The 20847-nt window shown below is 74.1% G+C and carries 23 protein-coding genes; 14 read left to right on the top strand and 9 right to left on the bottom strand.

The genetic code is table 11. The annotated features are described in order from the left end of the window. The first annotated feature begins 155 nt into the window (after positions 1 to 155). From ACFWAR_RS36395 to ACFWAR_RS36405, 3 genes are all read left to right on the top strand, one after another. The gene (locus ACFWAR_RS36395; protein ID WP_385787050.1) at positions 156 to 1259 is read left to right on the top strand and encodes an ATP-binding cassette domain-containing protein; all 1104 of its coding nucleotides are present in this window, start codon (positions 156 to 158) and stop codon (positions 1257 to 1259) included. Next, the gene (locus tag ACFWAR_RS36400; RefSeq protein WP_385787053.1) at positions 1256 to 2128 is read left to right on the top strand and encodes an ABC transporter permease; all 873 of its coding nucleotides are present in this window, start codon (positions 1256 to 1258) and stop codon (positions 2126 to 2128) included. Before ACFWAR_RS36395 ends, ACFWAR_RS36400 begins: the two co-directional genes overlap by 4 nt. 191 nt (positions 2129 to 2319) lie before the next feature. Beyond that, positions 2320 to 2835 carry a hypothetical protein gene (locus ACFWAR_RS36405; RefSeq protein WP_385787055.1) on the top strand — a complete coding sequence of 172 codons (516 nt, stop codon included), beginning with the start codon at positions 2320 to 2322 and terminating at the stop codon, positions 2833 to 2835. Positions 2836 to 3006: 171 nt separating this feature from the next. Here the strand turns inward: ACFWAR_RS36405 and ACFWAR_RS36410 are convergent, their stop codons facing one another. Genes ACFWAR_RS36410 through ACFWAR_RS36425 form a run of 4 tightly spaced genes read right to left on the bottom strand, consistent with a single transcriptional unit; the run spans position 3007 to position 5224 of the window. Beyond that, the gene (locus ACFWAR_RS36410) at positions 3007 to 3585 is read right to left on the bottom strand and encodes a hypothetical protein (protein WP_385787058.1); all 579 of its coding nucleotides are present in this window, start codon (positions 3583 to 3585) and stop codon (positions 3007 to 3009) included. Further along, a complete protein-coding gene (locus tag ACFWAR_RS36415) occupies positions 3569 to 4501 on the bottom strand; it encodes a DUF6286 domain-containing Asp23/Gls24 family envelope stress response protein (protein WP_385787061.1) in 933 nt (310 codons plus the stop codon). Before ACFWAR_RS36415 ends, ACFWAR_RS36410 begins: the two co-directional genes overlap by 17 nt. Continuing rightward, positions 4498 to 4683: a hypothetical protein gene (locus tag ACFWAR_RS36420; protein ID WP_385787111.1), complete on the bottom strand. Its 186-nt coding sequence runs from the start codon at positions 4681 to 4683 to the stop codon at positions 4498 to 4500. Before ACFWAR_RS36420 ends, ACFWAR_RS36415 begins: the two co-directional genes overlap by 4 nt. 58 nt (positions 4684 to 4741) lie before the next feature. Continuing rightward, positions 4742 to 5224 carry an Asp23/Gls24 family envelope stress response protein gene (locus ACFWAR_RS36425; RefSeq protein ID WP_385787064.1) on the bottom strand — a complete coding sequence of 161 codons (483 nt, stop codon included), beginning with the start codon at positions 5222 to 5224 and terminating at the stop codon, positions 4742 to 4744. Between the two features lie 176 nt (positions 5225 to 5400). Between ACFWAR_RS36425 and ACFWAR_RS36430 the strand changes: the two genes are divergently transcribed. Genes ACFWAR_RS36430 through ACFWAR_RS36440 form a run of 3 tightly spaced genes read left to right on the top strand, consistent with a single transcriptional unit; the run spans position 5401 to position 6967 of the window. Continuing rightward, entirely contained in the window at positions 5401 to 5985 is a 585-nt protein-coding gene (locus tag ACFWAR_RS36430) for an RNA polymerase sigma factor (protein WP_385787067.1), read from the top strand. Then, positions 5976 to 6623, top strand: coding sequence for a hypothetical protein (locus ACFWAR_RS36435; RefSeq protein ID WP_385787070.1), 648 nt, complete (start codon positions 5976 to 5978; stop codon positions 6621 to 6623). The genes ACFWAR_RS36430 and ACFWAR_RS36435 overlap by 10 nt, the downstream gene beginning before the upstream one ends. Then, positions 6620 to 6967: an Asp23/Gls24 family envelope stress response protein gene (locus tag ACFWAR_RS36440; protein WP_385787073.1), complete on the top strand. Its 348-nt coding sequence runs from the start codon at positions 6620 to 6622 to the stop codon at positions 6965 to 6967. Before ACFWAR_RS36435 ends, ACFWAR_RS36440 begins: the two co-directional genes overlap by 4 nt. A 12-nt stretch (positions 6968 to 6979) precedes the next feature. Here ACFWAR_RS36440 and ACFWAR_RS36445 read toward each other — a convergent pair whose 3' ends face one another. Further along, positions 6980 to 7516 (bottom strand): helix-turn-helix domain-containing protein, encoded by a 537-nt coding sequence (locus ACFWAR_RS36445; protein ID WP_385787076.1) that lies wholly within the window; start codon positions 7514 to 7516, stop codon positions 6980 to 6982. A 210-nt stretch (positions 7517 to 7726) separates the two neighbouring features. On the opposite strand from ACFWAR_RS36445, the gene ACFWAR_RS36450 reads away from it, so the two are divergent. The 4 genes from ACFWAR_RS36450 (at position 7727) to ACFWAR_RS36465 (ending at position 13922) form a co-directional block, all read left to right on the top strand. Then, a complete protein-coding gene (locus ACFWAR_RS36450) occupies positions 7727 to 8176 on the top strand; it encodes a hypothetical protein (RefSeq protein WP_385787079.1) in 450 nt (149 codons plus the stop codon). A gap of 21 nt (positions 8177 to 8197) precedes the next feature. Continuing rightward, positions 8198 to 9196 (top strand): hypothetical protein, encoded by a 999-nt coding sequence (locus ACFWAR_RS36455; protein WP_385787081.1) that lies wholly within the window; start codon positions 8198 to 8200, stop codon positions 9194 to 9196. A gap of 108 nt (positions 9197 to 9304) precedes the next feature. Then, positions 9305 to 10675: a glycosyl hydrolase family 28-related protein gene (locus ACFWAR_RS36460; protein ID WP_385787084.1), complete on the top strand. Its 1371-nt coding sequence runs from the start codon at positions 9305 to 9307 to the stop codon at positions 10673 to 10675. 148 nt (positions 10676 to 10823) lie between these two features. Then, complete coding sequence (locus tag ACFWAR_RS36465; protein ID WP_385787087.1) at positions 10824 to 13922, top strand: hypothetical protein; 3099 nt, start codon at positions 10824 to 10826, stop codon at positions 13920 to 13922. Positions 13923 to 14002: 80 nt separating this feature from the next. On the opposite strand, the gene ACFWAR_RS36470 is transcribed toward ACFWAR_RS36465, so the two are convergent. Next, a complete protein-coding gene (locus tag ACFWAR_RS36470; protein WP_385787089.1) occupies positions 14003 to 14728 on the bottom strand; it encodes a MerR family transcriptional regulator in 726 nt (241 codons plus the stop codon). Positions 14729 to 14790: 62 nt separating this feature from the next. Here ACFWAR_RS36470 and ACFWAR_RS36475 point away from each other — a divergent pair, with 62 nt between their 5' ends. Together ACFWAR_RS36475 and ACFWAR_RS36480 are read left to right on the top strand one after the other, a co-directional pair. After that, positions 14791 to 15294: a DUF6194 family protein gene (locus ACFWAR_RS36475; protein WP_385787092.1), complete on the top strand. Its 504-nt coding sequence runs from the start codon at positions 14791 to 14793 to the stop codon at positions 15292 to 15294. An 82-nt stretch (positions 15295 to 15376) separates the two neighbouring features. Beyond that, the gene (locus tag ACFWAR_RS36480; protein ID WP_385787094.1) at positions 15377 to 15931 is read left to right on the top strand and encodes an SUKH-4 family immunity protein; all 555 of its coding nucleotides are present in this window, start codon (positions 15377 to 15379) and stop codon (positions 15929 to 15931) included. Positions 15932 to 16007: 76 nt separating this feature from the next. Here the strand turns inward: ACFWAR_RS36480 and ACFWAR_RS36485 are convergent, their stop codons facing one another. Continuing rightward, positions 16008 to 16964: an ArsR/SmtB family transcription factor gene (locus ACFWAR_RS36485; RefSeq protein WP_385787097.1), complete on the bottom strand. Its 957-nt coding sequence runs from the start codon at positions 16962 to 16964 to the stop codon at positions 16008 to 16010. 85 nt (positions 16965 to 17049) lie between these two features. On the opposite strand from ACFWAR_RS36485, the gene ACFWAR_RS36490 reads away from it, so the two are divergent. Further along, positions 17050 to 18123, top strand: coding sequence for an alpha/beta hydrolase family protein (locus ACFWAR_RS36490; protein WP_385787100.1), 1074 nt, complete (start codon positions 17050 to 17052; stop codon positions 18121 to 18123). Positions 18124 to 18200: 77 nt separating this feature from the next. Here ACFWAR_RS36490 and ACFWAR_RS36495 read toward each other — a convergent pair whose 3' ends face one another. Together ACFWAR_RS36495 and ACFWAR_RS36500 are read right to left on the bottom strand one after the other, a co-directional pair. Beyond that, positions 18201 to 19232 (bottom strand): hypothetical protein, encoded by a 1032-nt coding sequence (locus ACFWAR_RS36495; protein WP_385787103.1) that lies wholly within the window; start codon positions 19230 to 19232, stop codon positions 18201 to 18203. A gap of 124 nt (positions 19233 to 19356) precedes the next feature. Next, complete coding sequence (locus ACFWAR_RS36500) at positions 19357 to 19704, bottom strand: winged helix-turn-helix transcriptional regulator (protein ID WP_385787106.1); 348 nt, start codon at positions 19702 to 19704, stop codon at positions 19357 to 19359. Positions 19705 to 19818: 114 nt separating this feature from the next. Here ACFWAR_RS36500 and ACFWAR_RS36505 point away from each other — a divergent pair, with 114 nt between their 5' ends. Next, the gene (locus tag ACFWAR_RS36505) at positions 19819 to 20658 is read left to right on the top strand and encodes an SDR family oxidoreductase (protein ID WP_385787109.1); all 840 of its coding nucleotides are present in this window, start codon (positions 19819 to 19821) and stop codon (positions 20656 to 20658) included. Positions 20659 to 20847: the final 189 nt, after the last annotated feature.

Raw genomic sequence — 20847 nt, forward strand, 5'->3', positions numbered from 1 at the left:
CCCCACCGTACCCCCGCGGGCCGGCGGCCCCCCCGGGGCCCGCCCGCCGGAGCCCCCCCGTCCCGACCAGATCCGCGCTACCCCGCCCCGCCCCGGACACCGCCTCCCGCACCCGTTCCCACCCGCGGACGACTCCGAGCAGACGAGGACCCCCCTTGGCCACGCAGCCGCACGCCGGTGACCGCGCCCCCGCCCGCGCGCCCCTCCTGACCACGCCCCCCGCGAGCCCGCCCGCCACACCGGCGCCGTACGCCATCAGCACCCGGGCCCTGGCCAAGAGCTACCCGGGACCGGACGGCACCCTCACCCCCGCCGTGCGCGGACTCGACCTCGACGTGCACCAGGGAGAGACCTTCGCCTTCCTCGGTCCCAACGGCGCGGGGAAGTCCACCACCATCGCCCTGCTGTGCGCCCTGGCGCGCCCCACCGCGGGCGGGGCCACCGTGGCCGGGATCGACGTGGTCAGCCGACCCGACCTGGTCCGGCGGCAGGTCGGCATGCTCTTCCAGCACAGCGCACTCGACGCGGATCTGACGGTCGCGCAGAACCTCTACATCCATGCCCGCCTCTACGGAATGGGCCGCAGGCACGCCCGCCGTCGCATCGTCGAAGTCCTGGAGGCGGTCGACCTCGGCGACCGACGGCCGGCCCCGGTCCGCACCCTCTCCGGCGGAATGCGGCGGCGCATCGAACTCGCCCGCGCACTGCTGCACGAGCCGCGGCTCCTGTTCCTGGACGAGCCGACCACCGGCCTCGACCCCCACGCGCGCGCCCAGGTCTGGCACCACCTGCGCCAGTTGCGCGACCGGCAGGGGATCACGCTCTTCGTCACCACCCACTACCTGGACGAGGCCGAGAACTGCGACCGCCTCGCCATCATCGACGGCGGCCGCCTGGTGGCCCAGGGAGCCCCCGCCGCCCTCAAGGCCGCGATCGGCGACGACCGGGTGCTCCTGCGCACCCACGACGACCCCGCCGCCGAGCGCGTCGTGCGCCGCACCGCCCCGCCGGGGACCCGTACGACCGTCGACGCCGACGGAATCAGCCTGCGCGTGCCCGACGGCAGCTCCTGGATCCCGCGCCTGTGCGCCGCACTCGACGCCGAAGGCATCCCCGTGCGGGCCGCCTCGGCCACCCCGCCGACCCTCGACGACGTCTTCTTCCACCACACCGGCCGCAGCATCCACGCCGCACGCCACGCCCCCGCACCCACCGCCACCGGTCAGGCCCCCACCACGACGGCAAGGGAGCGCCGGTGACCACCCCCGCGACCACCGCACCGGGAACCCCCACCTTCCCCGAAGCGGCCGAACCGGCCCCGCGGACCCGGCTGCGCCAGGAACTGCGCGCGGTCTGCGCCCTGGTCCACCGCGACCTGCTACGGCTGTCCTCGCACCCCACCCACACCCTTCTGATGCTGATCCAGCCGGTGCTCTACCTCTTCGTCCTGGGCGGCGGCCTGGCCGCCCTGATCCCGCACTCCGCACTCGGCGTCGGCTATCAGACCTACCTCTTCCCCGGCATGCTGATGATGACCGTCCAGACCCCCGCCATCATGGTCGGCATCCGCCTGATCACCGACCGGCAGACCGGCTACCTGCGCGAACTCCTGATGGCCCCGGCCAGTCGGGCCACCCTCCTCCTGGGCAACTGCGCGGGCGGCACCGCCGTCGCCGCCGTCCAGGGCACCGTCCTCCTGGCCCTGGCCGGGACCGTCGGCCTGCCCTACGACCCCCTCTTGCTGGCCATGCTCCTCGGAGGCATGGTCCTGGCCTCCTTCGCCATCACCGCCCTGGCGCTCGCCCTCGCCGTCAGCCTGAACCGCGCGGAACTCTTCCACATGCTGCTCGGCCTGGTGATGATGCCGCTGCTCTTCCTCTCCGGCGGCTTCTTCCCCCTGGACAACCTCCCCGGCTGGGCCCGCACCCTCGCCGCCGGCAACCCCCTCGCCTACGGAGTGGACCTGCTGCGCCGCTCCATCACACTGCGGGTCCCCGACCAAGCGGCCGCGGGAGGCATCGAATGGTTCGGCCACCACCCCCCGCTGCTCCTGGAAGCCGCCGCCCTCCTCGCCGCCGGAGCCCTGGCCCTCCTCTGGTCCACCCACCGCTTCAGCCGCCCGGAATAGCCCTCCTCGCGCCTCGGCAGCGCCTTCTTGCCGCCCAACCGTTCGCGGGTTCTGCGCTTTCCGGCTGGATCGTGGGACCAGAACAGCATCATGGGTCCATGCCCGTACCCAGCCCTGCCCTGCGGCTTGCCAGCCACGTTCAGCGCCTCCTTGGCGACGGACCGTTTCCCCCGCCCGGCGGATGGACCCACATGGGCGCCGTCATCTGCGACGTCAGCTTCCAGCCCCGGTGCAACTACGAGGCGACCCTCCGGCCGCGGCTGCTCCGGCTGCAGACGAGCTGGCCGGATGCGAGTACGGTCCGCGGATTTCAAGCCCGGCTCGCCACGGACGACCTGGCCGTCGCCATGAAGTTCAACCACGCTCAGAAGGTCGCGACGGCGCGCGCCATCACCGACCTCCTGGCCGTGAACGGAGTCGACACCCGCGACGATCTCCACACATGGCTCGACCACCAGGCCAACCGCGCCACTCTGCGCACGGTGAAGGGGGTGGGTCCGAAGAGCATCGACTACATGAGCAACCTTGTCGGCCGCTCGCAGGTCGCTGTCGACGTACATCTGCGGACTTTCGCCGCGGATGCCGGTGTTCAGGACCGCCGCTACGAGCAGGTGCGCGCAGCTTACGAGGAAGCCGCCGCACTTCTCGGACACGACAGAGCTGGACTGGAGCATGCCGTCTGGCGGTACACGTCAGGGTCCGCCTAGTCACCGCTCCCGCGGCCGTCGCCCACGCTCCACCACCACCCCACTCGCTGGGCCTCAGGTCCGCACGCGCCGGCCGAAGCCGCGGTCCTCCCGGCGCGATGGCTGTCCGAAGAGCCGTACGTCAGCCGGTAGGTGCCGCTGCCGAGTCCCCGGCCGCTGTCGTGGTTGCGGCTAGACCGCCCGTCGTCGAGGGCGGGCCCGGACGGTGATGCGTGCTTCGGCCGTCAGGGGATGGGGGGTGAGGAAGCGGCGGGCCTCGGGCATCACATCCGTGGTCAGGGCCGTGAGGACCTGGCGCGGCGAGGCGGTGTCGTCCAGGACGAGGCGGGTCCCGAGACACGGGTGCGCCGGTGTCCCTCGCAGGCTGCCGCGGACCGCGACGACGCCGGGCAGGGGTCGCAGGCGGGCCGTCACCGCCGTCGTGAGGGCTCCGGTTTCCAGTGTGGTGCCCGGGGCGGACAGCGGCAGCCGTCGGACGATGCGACGGCGAAGTTGCAGGAGCAGCACGGCCGCTGACGAGGAGGCCAGGAGCAGGACGGCGCCCGCGGCGGCCGGATCCCATCCGCTCCGCGAACCCCACCCGGTCCGGGCGGCGATCCAGTGGCCGCGGTCGCCGAAGGCCGCCCACCAGCGAGGCAACTCGCTCGCGCCGGGTGCGTGGTGGGTGAGGACGGCCGTGCCCGCGGCGAGCAGTACGGCGCCGCCGGTCAGCAGGATCAGCCGGTTGACGAGGTTACGCGTGCGGTCCATCGAGGTCCTCTTCCTGCAGGGTCGGGGGCGCCGACCGCGAGAGCCGACTCGGGCGCAGGCGGACGCGGGTACGGAGCGGCGCGGCCAGACCCAGCTCCCGCACCGCGGCCGCGATGGCTTGCCCGACCTCTTCGAGGGCCCGGGCCTTTTCGATGTCGGCGAATTCGGCCCGCACGCGCACGCGCCTGCGGCCCACCCGCGCCCGGCCCGCGGTGATGCCGGGGACCTGGGTCAGGGCGGCCGTGATCAGATGTCCGGCCGAACGCCGGCTGATGACGGCCCGCACGCCGTCGCAGGCCATGGCCATGGTCAGGTCCTTGCGGCGCCCCGGGGTGAGGGCCAGGGCGATCATCCACAGGCCCGCCACGGCCGCCACTGCCGCGGCCCATGCCGGGGTGTCGGCCGGGCCGTTCCCGGCCAACCAGTCGACGAGGTCGCGGCGCCACGGCGCCGACGGATGCCCCCACAGGAGTACGGCGGCGGCATCGTGGACGAGAGCGCCGGCGCCGACCAAGGCCGCGATGGAGAACAGGGCGACGGGCAGGCGGCGTTCGGACCACCGGCGGCGCCGTGCCCCCTCAGGGGCCGGGGAGACCTCGTCGCCGGTGGGGCCCGGCGCACCGGCCGGGGTGGTGAGTGCCCGGACGCTGACGCGGGGTGCGGGCAGACGCAGGTCCGTCAGGTGACGGGTCCGGGCGGCGACGTGGTCCTGGACGAGGCGAGCGGCTTCGCCCGCCGAGCCGCGGTAGGCGAGCGCGACGTCGACGCCCACCCGCGCCGTCCGCCCGTGCACGGAGGCCGACCCCTTCGTGAGGCTGCCACCGCGACCCGTGACCGCTTCCCGCGCGGCCTGCTCGGCGATCTTGCGCACCACTCGGTCGGCGACGGTGGTCGTGCCCCGCTGGTGGGCCGTCACCTCCGGGTCCTCTCGCGCGTCGCGAGCAGCTCCCGCAGGTCGCCTCCCTGCTCCAGGAACCGCCCGGCCGCGAAGCCGAGCGCTCCCAGGGCGGCGACCAGGAGGAAGGCCCCGAAGCCACCGAACCATCCGGCGAACGCCAGCGCCATGCCGACCAGCAGTCCCAGCGTGTCCTTGCCCATCACTTCACCCCTCACGACTTCACCCCTCACGAGAAACGGAAAACGGCGGCCGGGCCGCTCACTCCACGCGGGGCTCCGACGGCGAGCCGGGCTCGTCGTCCCCGGGCAGGTGGACGTCGTTGACCGCCACGTTCACCTCGACGACTTCCAGCCCCGTGATCCGCTCCACGGCCGCGATCACGTTCTCCCGCACGTCCCGGGCGACGTCGGTGATGGGGACTCCGTACTCGACGACGAGGTCGACGTCGATGGCCGCCTGGCGCTCGCCGACCTCCACCTTGACGCCGCGGCCGACGTTGGGACGCCCGCCGGGAACCCGGTCACGGACCGCGCCCAGGGTGCGGGACAGGCCGCCGCCCATGTCGTGGACGCCGGGGATCTCACGGGCCGCCATCCCGGCGATCTTGACGACGACCACGTCCGCGATGGACGTCTTGCCGCGCGTGGAGGGCGGCTCGGACACGCCGCTCTGCCCCGTGCTCAGGGTGGTGGTGGCACTCTTGCGGGTGCTCGTGGCCGGGGCCAGTTCCTGCGTGGTCATTCTCGCTCCCTACGAACGTCGTTGCCGAAACGCGCTTGCCTACGTTCGACACCTGCCGGGGCAGTCCCGTTACGCACTTGCTCCGAATCAGAAGGCCGGGAAGTTCGTCGTCCCGTGCGCGTAACGGAGGGGGTGCTCGGGGTGTCCAACGAGGTGAACGTGAGAGGAGCCGACGGGTGACGGCTGAGCGGGACCAAGGCCAACGAAGCCCGCGGGCCGGGGAGAGCGACGACGCGCTCCTCGCCGTGCGGGCGGCGGAAGGCGACGAGGAGGCCTTCGAGGCCCTGGTCCGCAGATACGGGCCGCCGATGCTCCGACTGGCGGCCCAGCTCCTGGGGAGCAGGTCCGAGGCCGAGGACGCGGTCCAGGACGCCTTCGTCAGCGCGTGGCGCAAACTCCCCGAGTTCCGCGGCGACGCGGGATTCGGGACCTGGCTGCACCGGATCGTGACCAATCGGTGCCTGAACACGCTGCGCTCCCGCCGCCCGGTCACGGACATCGACGAGCTGCCCGAGCAGGCCGCGCCCGAGCACCAGAGCTCACCGGAGCGCGCCGCGGAGTCCCAGGCCGCCGTCCACGCACTCGGCAAGGCGATGGCCGTCCTCTCCACGGAGCAGCGCGCCTGCTGGGTCCTGCGGGAGATCGAGGCAATGCCGTACGAGACCATTGCGGAAATGGTCGGCATCAGCCAGGAAGCCGTACGGGCTCGAGTCTTCAGAGCACGGCGTTGTCTGACGGAGGCGATGGGCGCATGGCGATGAACGGACCCGGCGAGTCCCGACCGGGCACAAGCGCCGACGACCACGATGTGGTCCTGGCGTGCGGGAGGGACCTCGCCGACCTGTGGGACGACGAGGACCAGAACCCGAGCCCCCTGGTCGTGGGGACCGCAGCCCCGCACCCGGCCGCCTGCCCCCACTGCGCGGCGGCGCTCGAGGATTTCGCCCGACTGCGCGACGCCGTCGTCCACGACCAGCAGGCGGCCGGACCCGACTGGGAGGAGAGCGCCTCCCGGCTGACCGCGAGCATCATGGACGTCGTACGCCTCGAACTGCGCCCCGGCCGTACCCTCGCGCTCGGCGAGATGGACGAGGACGCCTGGATCTACGAGGCCGTCGCCGCCCGCACCTTCCGCGCAGCCGCCGAACTCCTCCCGGGCGTCCGGGCCGGCAGCTGCCGCGTCGACCCCGGGCCCGCCCCGCGCCCGGGGGCCCGTACACCGGCACACGTCCGGATCGAGGTCACGGTCGGCATGACCCGGCACCTGCAACACGTCGCCGACCAGATCCGCGAGCGCATCGCCGAGGCCGCCGAACAGAGCCTGGGCATGCGGATCGCCTCCATCGACGTGACCGTCACCGACCTCCACCACGAAGCCCCCGGCGAGGACCAACCATGACCACGGCGCACAGCGGCGAACGGGCCCGGAAGACGATCGGCGAGGCCGTCCTGAGGGTGAGCGGCGTCGCCTTCCTCAGGCCCGCCCTGGGCGACCTCCTGCGCTCCGCCACCACGTCCAGGCTCAAGATCCCCGCACCAGGACCCGCGTCCCAGCGCACGGCGGGCATCCGGATCACCAGCGGCGCCCAAGGAGGGGAACCGGCCGTCGAGGTCCACGTCGTGCTGCTGCGCGGATACCGGGCGCTGGACGTGACCCGCGCCATCCGTGAGACCGTCCGGGCGCAATACCCCGGCGCACCACGAACGATCCCGGTCCACGTCACCGTGACCGGGATCGTCTGACGGCTCTGGAGATCAGCCGGTCCACCCCGGTACATAGGCACCCAGAAGCACGAGCACCAACGCCCACGCCCCGACGACCACAACGGCCGCGGCCACACCCCGCACCCACCCGGCCTGCGGAGCCTCTCCCGGCTCCGGCGGAACGGGAGCCTCCACGCCACCCGCAGCCAGGGGCTCCCACGTCACCGCGGCGCCCGGCTCCGCAGCAGCCTCCGGCACGACGGCTTCCGGGCGATCCGCACTCGGGCGCACCGCGGAGTCGTCATGGCTGCGGCTCGCCGGCAGCGAAACCGCCACGGGCTGAAGGTCGGCCCGCTGAGCGAGCCCCTGCAGGAAACGCCGGTACGCCTCACGGCGCTTGCCCGTCGGCGCACTGCGCCCCGACTCCCAGGAGCGGACGGTGGCCACCCGAACGCCGAAGGCATCCGCCACCTGCTGGGGCGTCAGCCCCCACATTTCACGGAGCCGGCGGCGCTCGCCCGGCGCGGGAAGGGAATGCTGGACGGCCACCCGGCCCGACGGCATGAACAGCGTGCGCGAAGTCGTCATATCTGTAGGACAATCCACCCGCAGTCGCGTGACGAGCGCGGTCGCAGGATCACCCGTATGCGGGTACCGCCCGACCGACCCGGCCGCACCACGAGGACGGGCAGGCGAGCGCACGCCTCCGTACCGCACGCCTCCGTACCGCACGTATCCGTACCGAACGCGGGTGAGAGACTCGGTGGTCGGTTCACCCAGGCAGAAGGGTTGCCCGCCGTGTCGGACGCCGTGCCGTTGCCGGTCCATCTGGACCAGGTGGTGGAAGGGCTCGCGCAGAACCCCGCCCTACCGTCCGACCTCGTACGGCGCCTCCTCGCCCATCGCACGGGGCCGGGCGGCGTGGCCGGGCGGCGGGACCTGAGCGATGACGTGATCGCCGAGATCATCGCGGCCGGGGACCACTCCCTCACCCACGCGCTCGCGCTCAACCGCAGCCTCCCGCACGCCTTCCGGACGGTGCTCGCCGAGCACCCGGATCCCGCGGTGCGCAGGGCGGTGGCCATCGCCGCGGACGACGCGCCACGCGAGCTGTTCGAGCTGCTGCTCGACGACGCCGACCCGCAGGTGCGCGCGTACCTGGCGCAGAGCGATCACCTACCGGCGGACCTGCGGGTCCGGCTGGCGGCCGATCCGGAGCGGACGGTCCGGGCGACGCTCGCGGGGTAGTGGACAGGGGCCCCCGAACCGGTGCGCCGGCTGCTGCTGACGGATCCCGACGACTCGGTGCGCGCGCGAGCCTGCGCGACCTACTACCGGCGGACCCCCCATCCGGTTCCGCCGTCCGACCTGGTGCCGGCGCTGCTGGCCGACCCGGTCACGCGTGCCGGGGCCGTACGCCACTGCGAGCTGGACGCCGACTGCGCCCGGCGGCTGGCCGACGACCCGGACGAGGACGTACGGAGGGAACTCGCGGACCATCCGGACCTCACCCCGGCGCTGCGCGACGAACTCGCCGAGGATCCCGATCCGCGCGGCAGGCTCCGCGTATTCGCCCGGCAGGACACCCCGGAGCCGACCCGCGCCGCGATCCATGCCCAGATCCTGTCCGACGTGCCCCCACCGGACTGGCTCACGAACCACCGGGACCTGGACGACGACGCGCTCGAACGAGAGATCGCGGGGGAGTTGGCACGTGCGGAGCTGCGTTCCCTGGGCCTGCCGTGGGTGACGGCCGACCCCCTGCCGCACGTCGACTCGCCGTACGCCTGCTTCCGCGCGTCGGCCGCGGCGGCCGACGGCCTTCCGGCACCCGTCGTGGCCCGGCTGCTCGACGACGAGGACAGCCACGTCCGTACGACGACGGCCCTGCACGCCCGCGACCGGATCGATCCCGCCACCGCCGAGCGACTCGACTGCGGATACCGTCCCGACAAGAGGGTCCGGTGGCGTCCGGCCGACACCTTCCCCCTCCCGACGGCAGTCCTGCGGCGCCTGGCCACCGACCCCGACGCGCGCATGAGGCAACTGGCCGTGCGGGATCCGGACTTGCCGGTCGAATCCCTGCGGCTCCTCGCAGCCGATCCCGACCACACGGTGCGCCGCGCGGTAGCGACCCACCCCGGGCTTCCGGCGGAGGACCTGGTACGGCTGCTGGCCGATCCGGCGGAGTCCGTCGCGAGCGCCGCAGCCGCTCACCCCGACCTGCCGGGTGCGGACATGCGCAGGATCCTCTCCCTGGGCCTGTGACGCGCCTGCCCGGACCGTCGGGAGGGGCGCGGTCCGCACCCCGTGCTGTCAGTGGCTCCTGACATGATCGTGTTCGTCGATCGGCACGGCACAGGGGGAGACCAGACCATGAACGAACAACCGAGGACCGCACGCAGGGCGTTGCTCACCGGGGCCGTGGCCGGTCTGGCCACCGGGGCGGCCGTACTGGGCGCCGCCGGGAGCGCCGCCGCGGCGCCGACGGCCGCGGGCACGTCCGACCGGTTCGACGTGAAGGCGTACGGCGCGATCGGCGACGGCTCGGCCGACGACACCCCCGCGATCCAGTCGGCGCTCGACGCGGCCGCCGCCGCGGGCGGCGGCACGGTCTACTTCCCCGGCGGGAAGTACCTGGTCAAGCCCACCCCCGGGCAGCCCGCCCTCGCGGTCAAGGGCGACGGCATCCGCCTCGCCGGAGCGGGCGCCAAGGCATCCACCCTGATCAAGGGCGGTGACGGCATCCTGCTGCGGATGTCCGGCACCGGCACCTCCGGCTCGACGGGCACCACCCACCGCCGCTACTGCGCCGTGGAGAACCTCGGCTTCAACGGCAACCGCAAGACCGGCCTGCTGCTGGAGCTCTACTACAACAACAACTCCTACTTCCGCGACGTCTTCATGTCCTCCAACAACGACATGTGCATCGACGCCGTCGAGTTCTGGGATTCCCGCTTCTACAACCTCGTCATCGAGGACAGCACCGGCACCACGGGCAGCTCCACCCAGCCCAACGTCTGGCTGCGCAACGCCTCTTCCGCCACCCCCGGCACCTGGGGGTACAGCCAGGACAACATCAACCAGATCCACTTCACCGGCTGTCGCATCGAGGCGTTCGGCACCGGCGCGCTGTGGGTCGGCCAGGGCGCCGTCACCTCCAACAACCCCAACGGCGTCTACATCACGGACTGCAAGTTCGAGACCTCCCGCATGCAGGGCGGCCCGCACCTGAAGACCGACGCGGGCTGCCGGCACGTCTACGCGACGAACATCTACTGCTACGCGGGCGACTTCGCGGCCGGCACCCCGGAGACCGCGCGGAACATCATCAGCTGGGCGGCGAGCGCGAGCGCCCTGGAGAACGTGGTCATAGCCAACAAGGCGGGCAGAGCCACGGTCAACGCGGGCGTGGCGCTCTACTCGGGCCCCGGATCGACCGCGGTGCTGCGCAACGTCGTCGGGCTCTACGGGACCGCGCCGACCGGCACCCACATCTACTACGAGCAGTCGTCCACCGGCGATTTCCGCGTGGAGAACAGCTACGGCAGCACCGGTGCCCAGGCGACCGGCACGATCCCGGTCAAGAACGCCCCCAACCCGCCACTGCGGCTGGTTCCCGGCCCGGTCAACGACGCCTCGTTCACCCACCAGCCGCTCGACGGCACGACGGCCGTGGACTCGGCCAACAAGAGGCTGTACGTCCGAGTCGGCGGCCAGTGGCTCTGGTCGGCCCTGAACGGCTGACCCGACGGCCGCGAGGGTTGGGCCGTGTGGGCCCAGCTTTCGTGGGCCCGTGGCGTGGCTGCCGTGCGCGGGGGGCGCACCGTATCGATCATCGGTTCGCCGTCAGCGCTCCTTGACGGCCTCGTTCCAGCCCCAGATGAGGAACCCGATGTCTCGTAGACACCTGCGCGCCGTGATGGTCGCCGCGCTCGCCACCGGCACGATCATGTCCCCGCTGCCGTGGTCGGCGTACGCGGACGCGGCGTCGACCACTTTCTCCCAGCCGTACGTGCCCACGATCGCGCCGGGTGCCACGGGGCGGGCCACGATCGTGGTGGCCAACGGAGCCGGGCTCGCGTTCATCAACGCATTCAGGATCACCGCGCCGCAGCGGACGACGTTCGAGGAGTCCCGCTACTACTTCAACGACTCCCAGGGCTCGATCGCGTGCACGGCGTCGGGGAACAACCGCCTGCTGACCTGTGATGCGGGCGCGGGATCCAGCTACAACTTCCCGGCGAACTCCCGCACACGACTGTCGGTGGTCCTGCGCGTCGACGCGGACGCGCCCCAGGGAGTGACCCTCGACGGCGGCCAGTGGGTCGTGGAGAACAACTACCCCGCCTCCCCGGCCCTGTACGCCGTGAACACCCCTATCACCGGCCCCAAGGGCGACAGGGGCGCGACCGGTCCGACGGGTGCGACCGGGGCGACCGGGGCGGCTGGTACGCCGGGGGCGCGGGGTGACACCGGTCCGACGGGTGCGACTGGTGCTCAGGGTGCGAAGGGTGATCCCGGCGCTGCCGGGGCGAAGGGCGAGGCGGGGGCCGTTGGCCCCGTTGGCCCGCAGGGCGGTACGGGTGCGACCGGCGCGCAGGGGCCGAAGGGTGATCCCGGGGCGACAGGTGCCCGGGGCGAGCGGGGCGAGACCGGCGCGCAGGGCGCAACCGGTGCGGCTGGTACCCCGGGGGCGAAGGGCGACGCCGGGGCACCGGGCGCGTTGGGTGCGACCGGTGCTCAGGGCGCGAGTGGTGACACCGGGGCGACCGGGGCCCAGGGCCTCAAGGGCGACACCGGAGCGGTCGGGGCGCAGGGTGCGCAGGGCGACCGTGGAGCCACCGGCGCCCAGGGTGCGACCGGCGCCAAGGGCGACACCGGTCCGACCGGGGCCCAAGGCGTGAAGGGGGACGAGGGGGCGAAGGGAGCCACGGGGACCGCCGGGGCGAAGGGCGACCCGGGGGCGGACGGAGCCGTCGGCCCGCGGGGCGACCGTGGATCGGATGGTGTCCCGGGCGCGCGCGGTGAGGCAGGCGTCCAGGGCGCAACCGGCGCACAGGGAGCGACCGGCGCGGTGGGCCCCAAGGGCGACCAGGGTCCGACGGGCGTCACCGGCCCGCGCGGCCCGCAGGGTGAAACGGGAGCGGAGGGCTCCCGGGGCATCCCCGGAGAGCGCGGTGCCACCGGGGCCCTGGGCACTACCGGCCCACAAGGCCGGGACGGGGTGGACGGGGCGCCAGGAGCCGTTGGTGCGACGGGCACAACCGGCGCAACCGGCCCGTCCGGAGCGAAGGGAGACACCGGCGCTACCGGGGCGGTCGGTCCCAAGGGCGACCGTGGAGACCAGGGAGCGGCCGGTGCCCAGGGTCTCCCGGGCGAGCGCGGCGACGCCGGGGCGGTCGGCGCCCAGGGGGCGAAGGGCGAGCCGGGAACCGCCGGGGCCGTCGGCCCGCAGGGCGTGAAGGGCGACACCGGCCAGGTCGGGGCACAGGGCGAGCGCGGTGCCCCCGGCGAGACCGGACCGGTAGGGGCGAGGGGCGAGACGGGTGCCCGGGGCCCCGCCGGAGCCAAGGGTGACCCAGGGGCGACCGGCGTCCAGGGCGAGACCGGAGCCCGCGGCGCCGCTGGCGAACAGGGCCTGGCAGGTCCCGTCGGCCCGCGTGGTGAACAGGGTGCGGCCGGACCGCAGGGCATCCCCGGGCCGCGAGGTGACGACGGCGCGCAGGGACCGGCCGGTCCCGCAGGGGCCAAGGGCGAGCAGGGCCAGGCCGGTGCGGCCGGCCCGAAGGGCGACCCCGGCACCCAGGGCGAGCAGGGTCTGGCGGGGGCGCAGGGCCCGGTCGGCCCGCAAGGTGTGGACGGTGCCCGGGGTCCGGCGGGCCCGAAGGGCGGCAACGGCGCCCAGGGCGAGCAGGGTCCCGCAGGGGCGCAGGGCCCGGCAGGCCCGCAGGGTGTGGACGGTGCCCGGGGTCCGGCGGGCTCGAAGGGCGACCCCGGCACCCAGGGCGAGCAGGGCCCGGCAGGCCCGAAGGGCGGCAACGGCGCCCAGGGCGAGCAGGGCCCCGCAGGTGCGCAGGGCCCGGTGGGCCCGCAGGGTATGGACGGCGCCCGGGGTCCGGCAGGCCCCAAGGGCAACCCCGGCGCTCAAGGCGAGCAGGGCCCGGTAGGCCCGCAGGGTGTGGACGGTGCCCGGGGTCCGGCAGGCCCCAACGGCAGCAACGGCGCTCAGGGCGAGCAGGGCCCCGCAGGTGAGCAGGGCCCGGCAGGCCCGCAGGGCATGGACGGCGCCCGGGGTCCGGCGGGCCCGAAGGGTGGCAACGGCGCCCAGGGTGAGCAGGGTCCCGCAGGGGCGCAGGGTCCGGCGGGCCCGCAGGGTTCCGCGGGCCGAGAAGGTCCGGCGGGCCCCAAGGGAGATGACGGCACGCCCGGCGTCCAGGGCCCGGCCGGACCGTTCGGCCCGGCCGGAGCCAAGGGCGAGCAGGGCAGCCCCGGTGCGAAGGGCGACCGCGGCGAGCGCGGTGACGCAGGCCCGGAGGGTCCGGCCGGAGCACAGGGCCCCGTCGGCCCGAAGGGCGAGCAGGGGCGGCCCGGTACGCGCGGCGAACAGGGCGAGGACGGCGCCACCGGTCCGGCCGGACCCCGGGGCCCCGAGGGCGGACCCGGCGCAACGGGTGCCCAGGGCCCGAAGGGTGACACCGGCCCGGCGGGACCCCGGGGCGAGCGCGGCGAGACCGGCACCTGCCGGAGCTGCGGCAAGCACCACCACAAGGCCAAGGTCGTCTCCCACGGCCCGTTGCCCGTGCACACGAGCAGCACTCGCGCCAGCAAGACCGTGGGCGGCATCGAGCCCGGCACGGTCGTACCCATCACCTGCAAGGTGAAGGGCGAGCAGGTCGGGGACAACGACCTCTGGTACCGCCTCGCCGACGGGCGCGGCTGGATCGCCGCCCGCTACGCCAAGAACCTCGGCGACATCCCGTTCTGCGGCTGACCCCGCACCCCGGAAAGGCCGTCAGGCCGATAGGCCGCCCTGCCCCACCAGCAGGGCGGCCCCCCACCGGCGACCCGGGATCAGACGGCTCGCCGGTGAAGGGCGAGCACGGCGCTCAGCGCACCGGCCCCCTGGAGCAGCGCTTCGGACCGGGCCGTGACGGCCGCCTCCCTGGCCGCCAGCGCCGAGGCGACGTCCTCCGAACGGCGGGTGCGCCGCAACTCCGGGAGGAGGGCCCGAAGCGGGGCCACGCGGTAGCCGGCCTTGCGCAGTTGGTGCACGATCCGCGCGTCCCGCACCTGAGCCGGGGCGTACCGTCGGGTTCCCCGCACCGGGTCGCGGTCCGGGACGACGAGGGCCTCCGCATGCCAGTGCCGCAGCGTCGAAGGACGTACGCCGAGGGCGTCGGCGAGCTCGGAGACGCTCATCGAGTCCGACGCGAGCACGTCGTCGATCGGCTCGCCGGAGATCGCCCGGGCGGCTTCCTCGGCCTGCCTCAGCCGCGCGCGCTCCGCATCGAGCAGGGCGTGCGCCGCGTCGAGGAGGGCCAGTGCCCGGGAGACGGGGGCCTGGTGGAAGGCGCGCACGATCTTCTTCGCCTCGACCGGGCCCACGCCCACCGCGAGGGACCGGTACGCCCGTGCGGACTGCAGGTGCACCTCCCCGTAGACCCGGTAGCCCGCCTCCGTACGCGCCGCGGGCGGAAGCACGCCGTCGCGCTCGAGGTCGCGGACGTGCTGCACGGAGCACCCGACGGCGCGCGCGACATCAGCAGTGCGCAGATCACCCGATTTGAGACTTGGCATCGCTTTCCCCTCCACCCTGCGGTCAAAGTCTCCACAAGCACTTGAATGCAACGCTAGAGCACATGACCATCGACGAGATCATCGGCTACGTGGACGGCCTCGACGGCGTCCTGACCCTCAGGCCCGCACCCGGCGACGGCACGCCGGACATCAGCTGGGGGGACACCTTCTTCTACTACGCACCTGACGGCGTCCTCCCGACGACGACCCAACCGTTCGCGACGGTCGTGACCAAGAACTACCCGGGCGACGAGGCATCGTGTCTGGACCGGCCCGGCACCTTCCGCGTGAACATCGCCGCAGGCAAGGCGGCGTACGTCCGGTGGACCGGTCGCGCCCCACGCGACCCGGCCCCCGCCGGGGTCGACCCGAGCGCCCCCGACACCTTGTTCGCGCACCCCGTGTACGGATCCGTCGGCTGGCTGGCCGTCGTGAACCCGGGCGAGCGTACGGAGGCGCCCACCCGGGAGCTGCTCCGCGCGGCCCATGACCTCGCCCGCTCCCGCCACGACCGACACGCCGCATCGACGACGGGCCGAAGGGTTCACGGTCCGCCGGAGGCGTAGTTGCCGATGGCTCACCCGAACCGCCAGGATCGTCGCCGTGGAGTGTGATCTCCGTCGGACGGACACGAAGGACGAATGACCGGTGCGGGTGAAAATCGACTGGCCCGTGGTCGTGGAACGGGCCGAGCCCGGCGACCTGTTGAGGTTCCGGCCCGACGCGGCGGCGCGCATCTGGCCGGGCGGCGGCGGGGCGCGCTTCGTGACCGAGGTCGGGATCCCGTACTCCAACGGGCTGTTCCGCATGCTCGCAGAGCTGGCGGACCGGGACCCGGCGAGCCCGGAGACGGCCTTCGACAGCAGCTGGTCCGCCGAGCCGGTCGACACCCCGCACGGGAAGCTGCAGCCCTTGGGCACGCTCTTCCAGGCGACCGTGTTCGTGCACCTCGGGAACGGCACGATCTGGGTGTGCGACGCCGACTCCGAGATCGAGTACGAAGTGATCCACCAGGACGTCTCCTCGCTCGCCTACCTCGTCTACAAGTTCGAGGTGGAGCGACCCGGGCCCGACGAGCGTCCGAGCCCCCACGACTGGGCCGAGGTGGAGGAGATCGTCCGCGAGGGGATGGAGCGCTGGGACGCGCTGCCCTTCGCGAGCACCTTCTGGGGGTCGTTCCTCGACTCCTACCCCATGTTGTGAGAAGGCGCGCGGGAGGGTGGAGCCCGGATCGGCTGTGCACCCGCTTCCAGCCGGTGAGCCGGGCGAACCGGGGTGCTCAGGCGCCCGCGACCAGCGTGCCGAGGGCCGTGCGCCGGTGGGTGACCGAGCGGCCAGTGCGGGTCGTCGTCGCCATGCCGGCCGATCTGAGCGCCGCCGCGTGCGACGAGGCCGTCGCGTTGCTGACGTGGAGGGCTCGGGCCAGGGACGACGTGGTGTGCGGCTCGGCGAGCAGGCGCAGGGCGTCCAGCCGGGTGCGGCCCAGGACGGCGGCCAGGGACTCGGCGGGGGTGGCCGGGCGCTGCGTCGGGGGCGCGAGCCCGGGGCCGGCCGGGTACGTCAGGACTGCGGGACGGCCCGGGGCGTCCTGGACGAGCGGGCCCGCCGGGTGGTGGAAGGTGGGCAGCAGGACCAGGCCGCGCCCACCGAGGCGGACGTCGCGGTCCGGCGCGGCACAGGGCCACTCCCACACGCCCTCATGGAGTCGGCTGCCCGGTGCCAGGCCGGTCAACGCCACGGCCACGCCGTGCTCGGCGGCCGTCAGGGCGTAGCGGGTGAACTCGTCGCGGTGCAGGTCCTGTACGACGGACCAGACCGGGGCGAGGACCGTCTCGTACGCGGCCCGCTGGGCGCGGTGCAGGGTGCGCCAGGCCGTCTCGTCGCCCGCGTGCAGGCCGCGGATCCAGCCGGGGGCGGGCGTCGCCCCGTGGACCCGCTCCAACTCGGACCGGACGAGACCGGGTCCGGTGGCGCGGATCCGCGCGAAGCCGTCGGCCATGGTGTCCCCGAGGACGTCGAGGAAGGAGGGCGGGCGGCCGGCCGGAACCAGGTCGGCGAGCGGATCGCTCGCGGCCGGGAGGGAGCGCAGGACGCGGCCGCGCCACGGCGCGAACAGGGGGCCGCCACGCCGGGTCACGGCTGTCGTCAGGGCGGCGTGCAGTTCCTGGAGCGGCGCCGGGCGGGGTGCGAAGCGAATCCGGGCGAAGTCCTGCCCGGTGAAGTGGACCCGCAGCACCCGCACAACTCCTCGTCCTCGGCCAGCCTTTCGAGCAGCACCTGAACCTTCGCTTCGCGACGGCCCCCGCCCCAAGGATGTTCGTATGACTTCTCGACGCACTCTTCTGAAGGGCACCCTATTCGGGAGCGCCGCCGCCCTGCTGCCCACGGTCGCGTCCGCCGCCTCCGGCGGCCCGGTCCTGCGGCTGCCCGCGCCCACCGGACCGCACCCCGTGGGCGTGCGGAAGGTCCACCTGACGGACCCGGACCGCACCGACCCCTGGGTGGGCGGCGTGCGGGAGTTGATGCTGACCGTCCTCTACCCGGCCCGGTCGGTACGCGGCTTCTCCAGGGCCCCGCAGCTCACCCCCGGCGAGGCCCGGGAGTTCACCGGCCTCGCGCCCCTCGTCCATCGGGGACTGCCGGAGCCGGGAACGGTGGACTGGGGCGCGGTCCTCACCCATGGGTACGAGGGCGCGCCGCCGCTGCCCGGGCGGCGGCCGGTACTGGTGTACTCGCCCGGCGGCGGTGACTCCCGGACCCTCGGCACGACCCTCGCCGAGGACCTGGCGAGCCACGGCCGCGTCGTCGTCCTCGTCGACCACCCCGGTGACGCCTCCCAGGTGGAACTGCCGACCGGGATGCGCACGACCGTCCTGATGGGACCGCCGGACCCGGCGACCTTCCGCACGATGGTGGACACCCGGATCGCGGACCTCCGCCTGGTCCTGGACCGGCTCGGCGACCTGCCGCTCGCACCCTTCGCGGACCCCCGCCGGATCGGGTTCTACGGGCACTCCGCGGGTGGCACCGCGGCGGTGTACGCGGCCCGCCGCGACCGCAGGGTCGGCGCGGTGGCCAACCTGGAGGGGTATCTCGACCTGTACCCGGCGCCGGTCGCCTCCGACCGGCCGCTGCTGCTGTTCCGCACCGACGGGTTCGAGGGCGCCGCCCGCATCGAGTCCTCCTGGGCGGGCCTTCCCGGCCACCGGGTGCTGCTCGCCCGCGCCAACCACTGGGCGTTCACCGACTACGGCTCGCTCGTCGCACGACTCCGGAGCGCCGGACTCGTGACGGCGACGGCGCGAACCGCGCTCATCGGAACCGGCGACCCGGTCGCGACGCTCGCCGAGGTACGGGCCCGGGTCGGGGCCTTCTTCGCCCACCACCTGATGTAGCGGACCCACCCGGACCCACCCGGGCCCGCCCCGACCCTCCCCGACCCACCGTGCGGCGGGGAGGTCCGCGTGGACCCCTACTGGGTGTTCCAGCGGTGCGGGTGGTCGGGATCGGCGGGGCAGGCGAAGACGTTGAGTTCGCCGAACCCGCCCACGGTGACGCCCGTGGGGGTCGCGTACCGATGGGTGGGCAGGTCCCGGTCCTCGAGCGGCCTCCAGCTGGCGCTGCCACCGTCCCACTCGGAGCTGTCGACGGTCAGCAGCAGGCGCATCGGTGTCCTGCAGGTGGGGCAGTCCACGGGGTACGGGTCCGTGGCGTGCCAGGAGGCGAAGCCGCCGACGCGCCAGCCGGGCGGGATGGAGAGGTCGTACTGGTAGCCGACCGGCTCGGCCGCGTTCCCGTCGGCCGACCGATCGACCTCCTGTACCCGGGCTTCCTCCCAGGCGTCGAGCCGGGCGCACAACCGCTCGGGCAGGAGACCGGCGAACGGGTAGCCGACCACCTGCTCCGGATGCAGCACGCAGGGCTCGGGCAGGAACCCGTCGGACCCGACGACCAGCGGCCGCGGGGGTGCGGCCAGCACTTCCGCGACTTCCCACGACCGCCGCCACCGCAGGTGCAGTTCCACGTCGTACCGGCTCGGGCCGTGGGCGTTGAAGGGGCACCAGAACACCTGGAGCAGGTCGCAGCCGTCCGGCCCCGCCGGGAGGTCCGGGACGTCCCGCCGGTACAGCTGCGCCAGGCCGATCATCGGCGGCGGACCGGTCCCCGACGCCTCGGGGCGCCGGTGCTCCAGGAGCAGCCCGGCCAGGAGCTCGCGTTCCTCCGCGGTGGGGCCCGGGTCCTGTTCCCGCGCCCATGCGGCGGCCAGGATCCGCCGGTAGCGGTGGACGTCGGCCGGGCGCCGACCCCGCCCGTGGCCGTGGGCCTCACCGCACACCGGCCACGGCTCGACGGCCGGCCACAGCATCGGACCGCCCACCGAGCTGTCCGACGTCCGGGGGCTGCCCGGCCGCGGATGGAGCCGCGTCGTCGTACCGCGGTGAGCGGCCAGTTCGGGGAAGAGCGCCTCGACATCGAGCGGTCGTGGCGGCGTGGTCCTCGTCATGGAACGCAACCATAAACACCCGGCGACCGCGGCCCGTCGCCCACGCACCTAGTGCCGTGACACGGTCAACCTTTCCGGTCACGGCACTGGACAAGGGCCGCCACGGTGCTGACCCGAGCGGCCGTCACGCGTCGCGCGGTGGCATCCACCGGGTGATCCGGTCGAAGAGTTCCTTCAAGGGTTCGCCGACGTCCCGGCCGAACTCCGTGAGTCCGTAGGTGACCTGGGGCGGTGTGGTCGGCTGGACCTCCCGCCACACGAGGCCGTCCTGGACCAGCGTGCGCAGGGTCTGGGCCAGCATCTTCTCGCTGATGCCCCGAATGCTCTCGCGCAGCTCGAAGAAGCGAAGGTCATTGCTCCGCAAGGAGATCAGCACCCACACGCCCCATCGGCTGGTCACGTGGTCGACCGCGTCCCGCGCGGGGCAGTCGGTGTGAAACACCTCATACGCCTTGCCTGTCCCGGTCTCCATGACCTGCGAGCCTCCCGCCCCGTTAGGGGCTTACCTCAAGGTATGCCCTTACCAAAGGTTAGCCCCTTGCCTAGCGTGAAGTCCCGTACAGGACAACGGAATCAGGAGCTGATCATGATCGTGGTGACCGGGGCGACCGGCAATGTGGGGCGGCCGCTGACGCGGGCGCTGGTCGAGGCGGGGCAGGAGGTGACGACGGTCTCGCGGCACGCGGCGGCAGCGGCGAACGGCGTCCGCCATGTGGTGGCCGACCTGGCCGAACCGGCGGGCCTCGGGCCCGTACTGGCCGGAGCGGAGGCGTTGTTCGTGCTGCTCTCCGGCGATCTGCACGCCGCCGGAGCCACCCCGGCGGGCATCATCGACGAAGCCGCCGCCCGCGGGGTCCGCCGGATCGTCCTGCTGTCCTCACAGGGCGTGGCGACCAGGCCGTTCGGCCCGACCCGGGTCGCGCTCCGCGCGGTGGAGGACACCCTGCGGGAGTCGGGCCCGGAGTGGTCCGTCCTGCGGCCGGGCGGCTTCGCCTCCAACGCCCTGTGGTGGGCCGGGTCCGTCCGTGCGCGACGGGCCGTCGCGGCGCCCTACGGTGACGTCGGCGTGCCGCTCGTCGACCCGGCGGACATCGCCGAGGTCGCCGCGGCCTGCCTGCTCGACGACCGGCACGCCGGCAGCGTGTACGAGCTGACCGGCCCGCAGGTCATCACGCCGCGCGAGCAGGCCGAGGCCATCGGCGCCGCGCTGGGCTCGCCCGTACGCTTCGACGACCTCACCCGCGACGAGGCCAGGGCCGCCATGGCCCGGAGCATGCCGGCCGAACTCGCCGACGACACCCTGGACATCCTCGGCTCCCCGAGCCCCGCCGAGCTGCGCGTCAGCCCGGACGTCCAGCGGGTCCTGGGCCGCGCCCCGCGCGGCTTCGCCGACTGGGCGGCCCGCAACGTCGACGCCTTCCGCTGAGATCGCCGCGCCGCCGCGCCGCCGCGCCGCCGTGCCGCCGTGCCGCCGTGCCGCCGCGCCGCCGTGGCGCCGCGCCGCCCCCCCACGGGGGGCGGGGCGCCGGCGCCCCGGGGGGGCGGCGGGGGGGGGGGGGGGCGCGGGGGGGCCCCGCGGCGGGCGGGCGGCCCACCGCCCGGGTGTTACGGGTTC

The sequence above is a fragment of the Streptomyces sp. NPDC059917 genome, from assembly GCF_042730635.1.
Classification (GTDB): Bacteria; Actinomycetota; Actinomycetes; order Streptomycetales; family Streptomycetaceae; genus Streptomyces.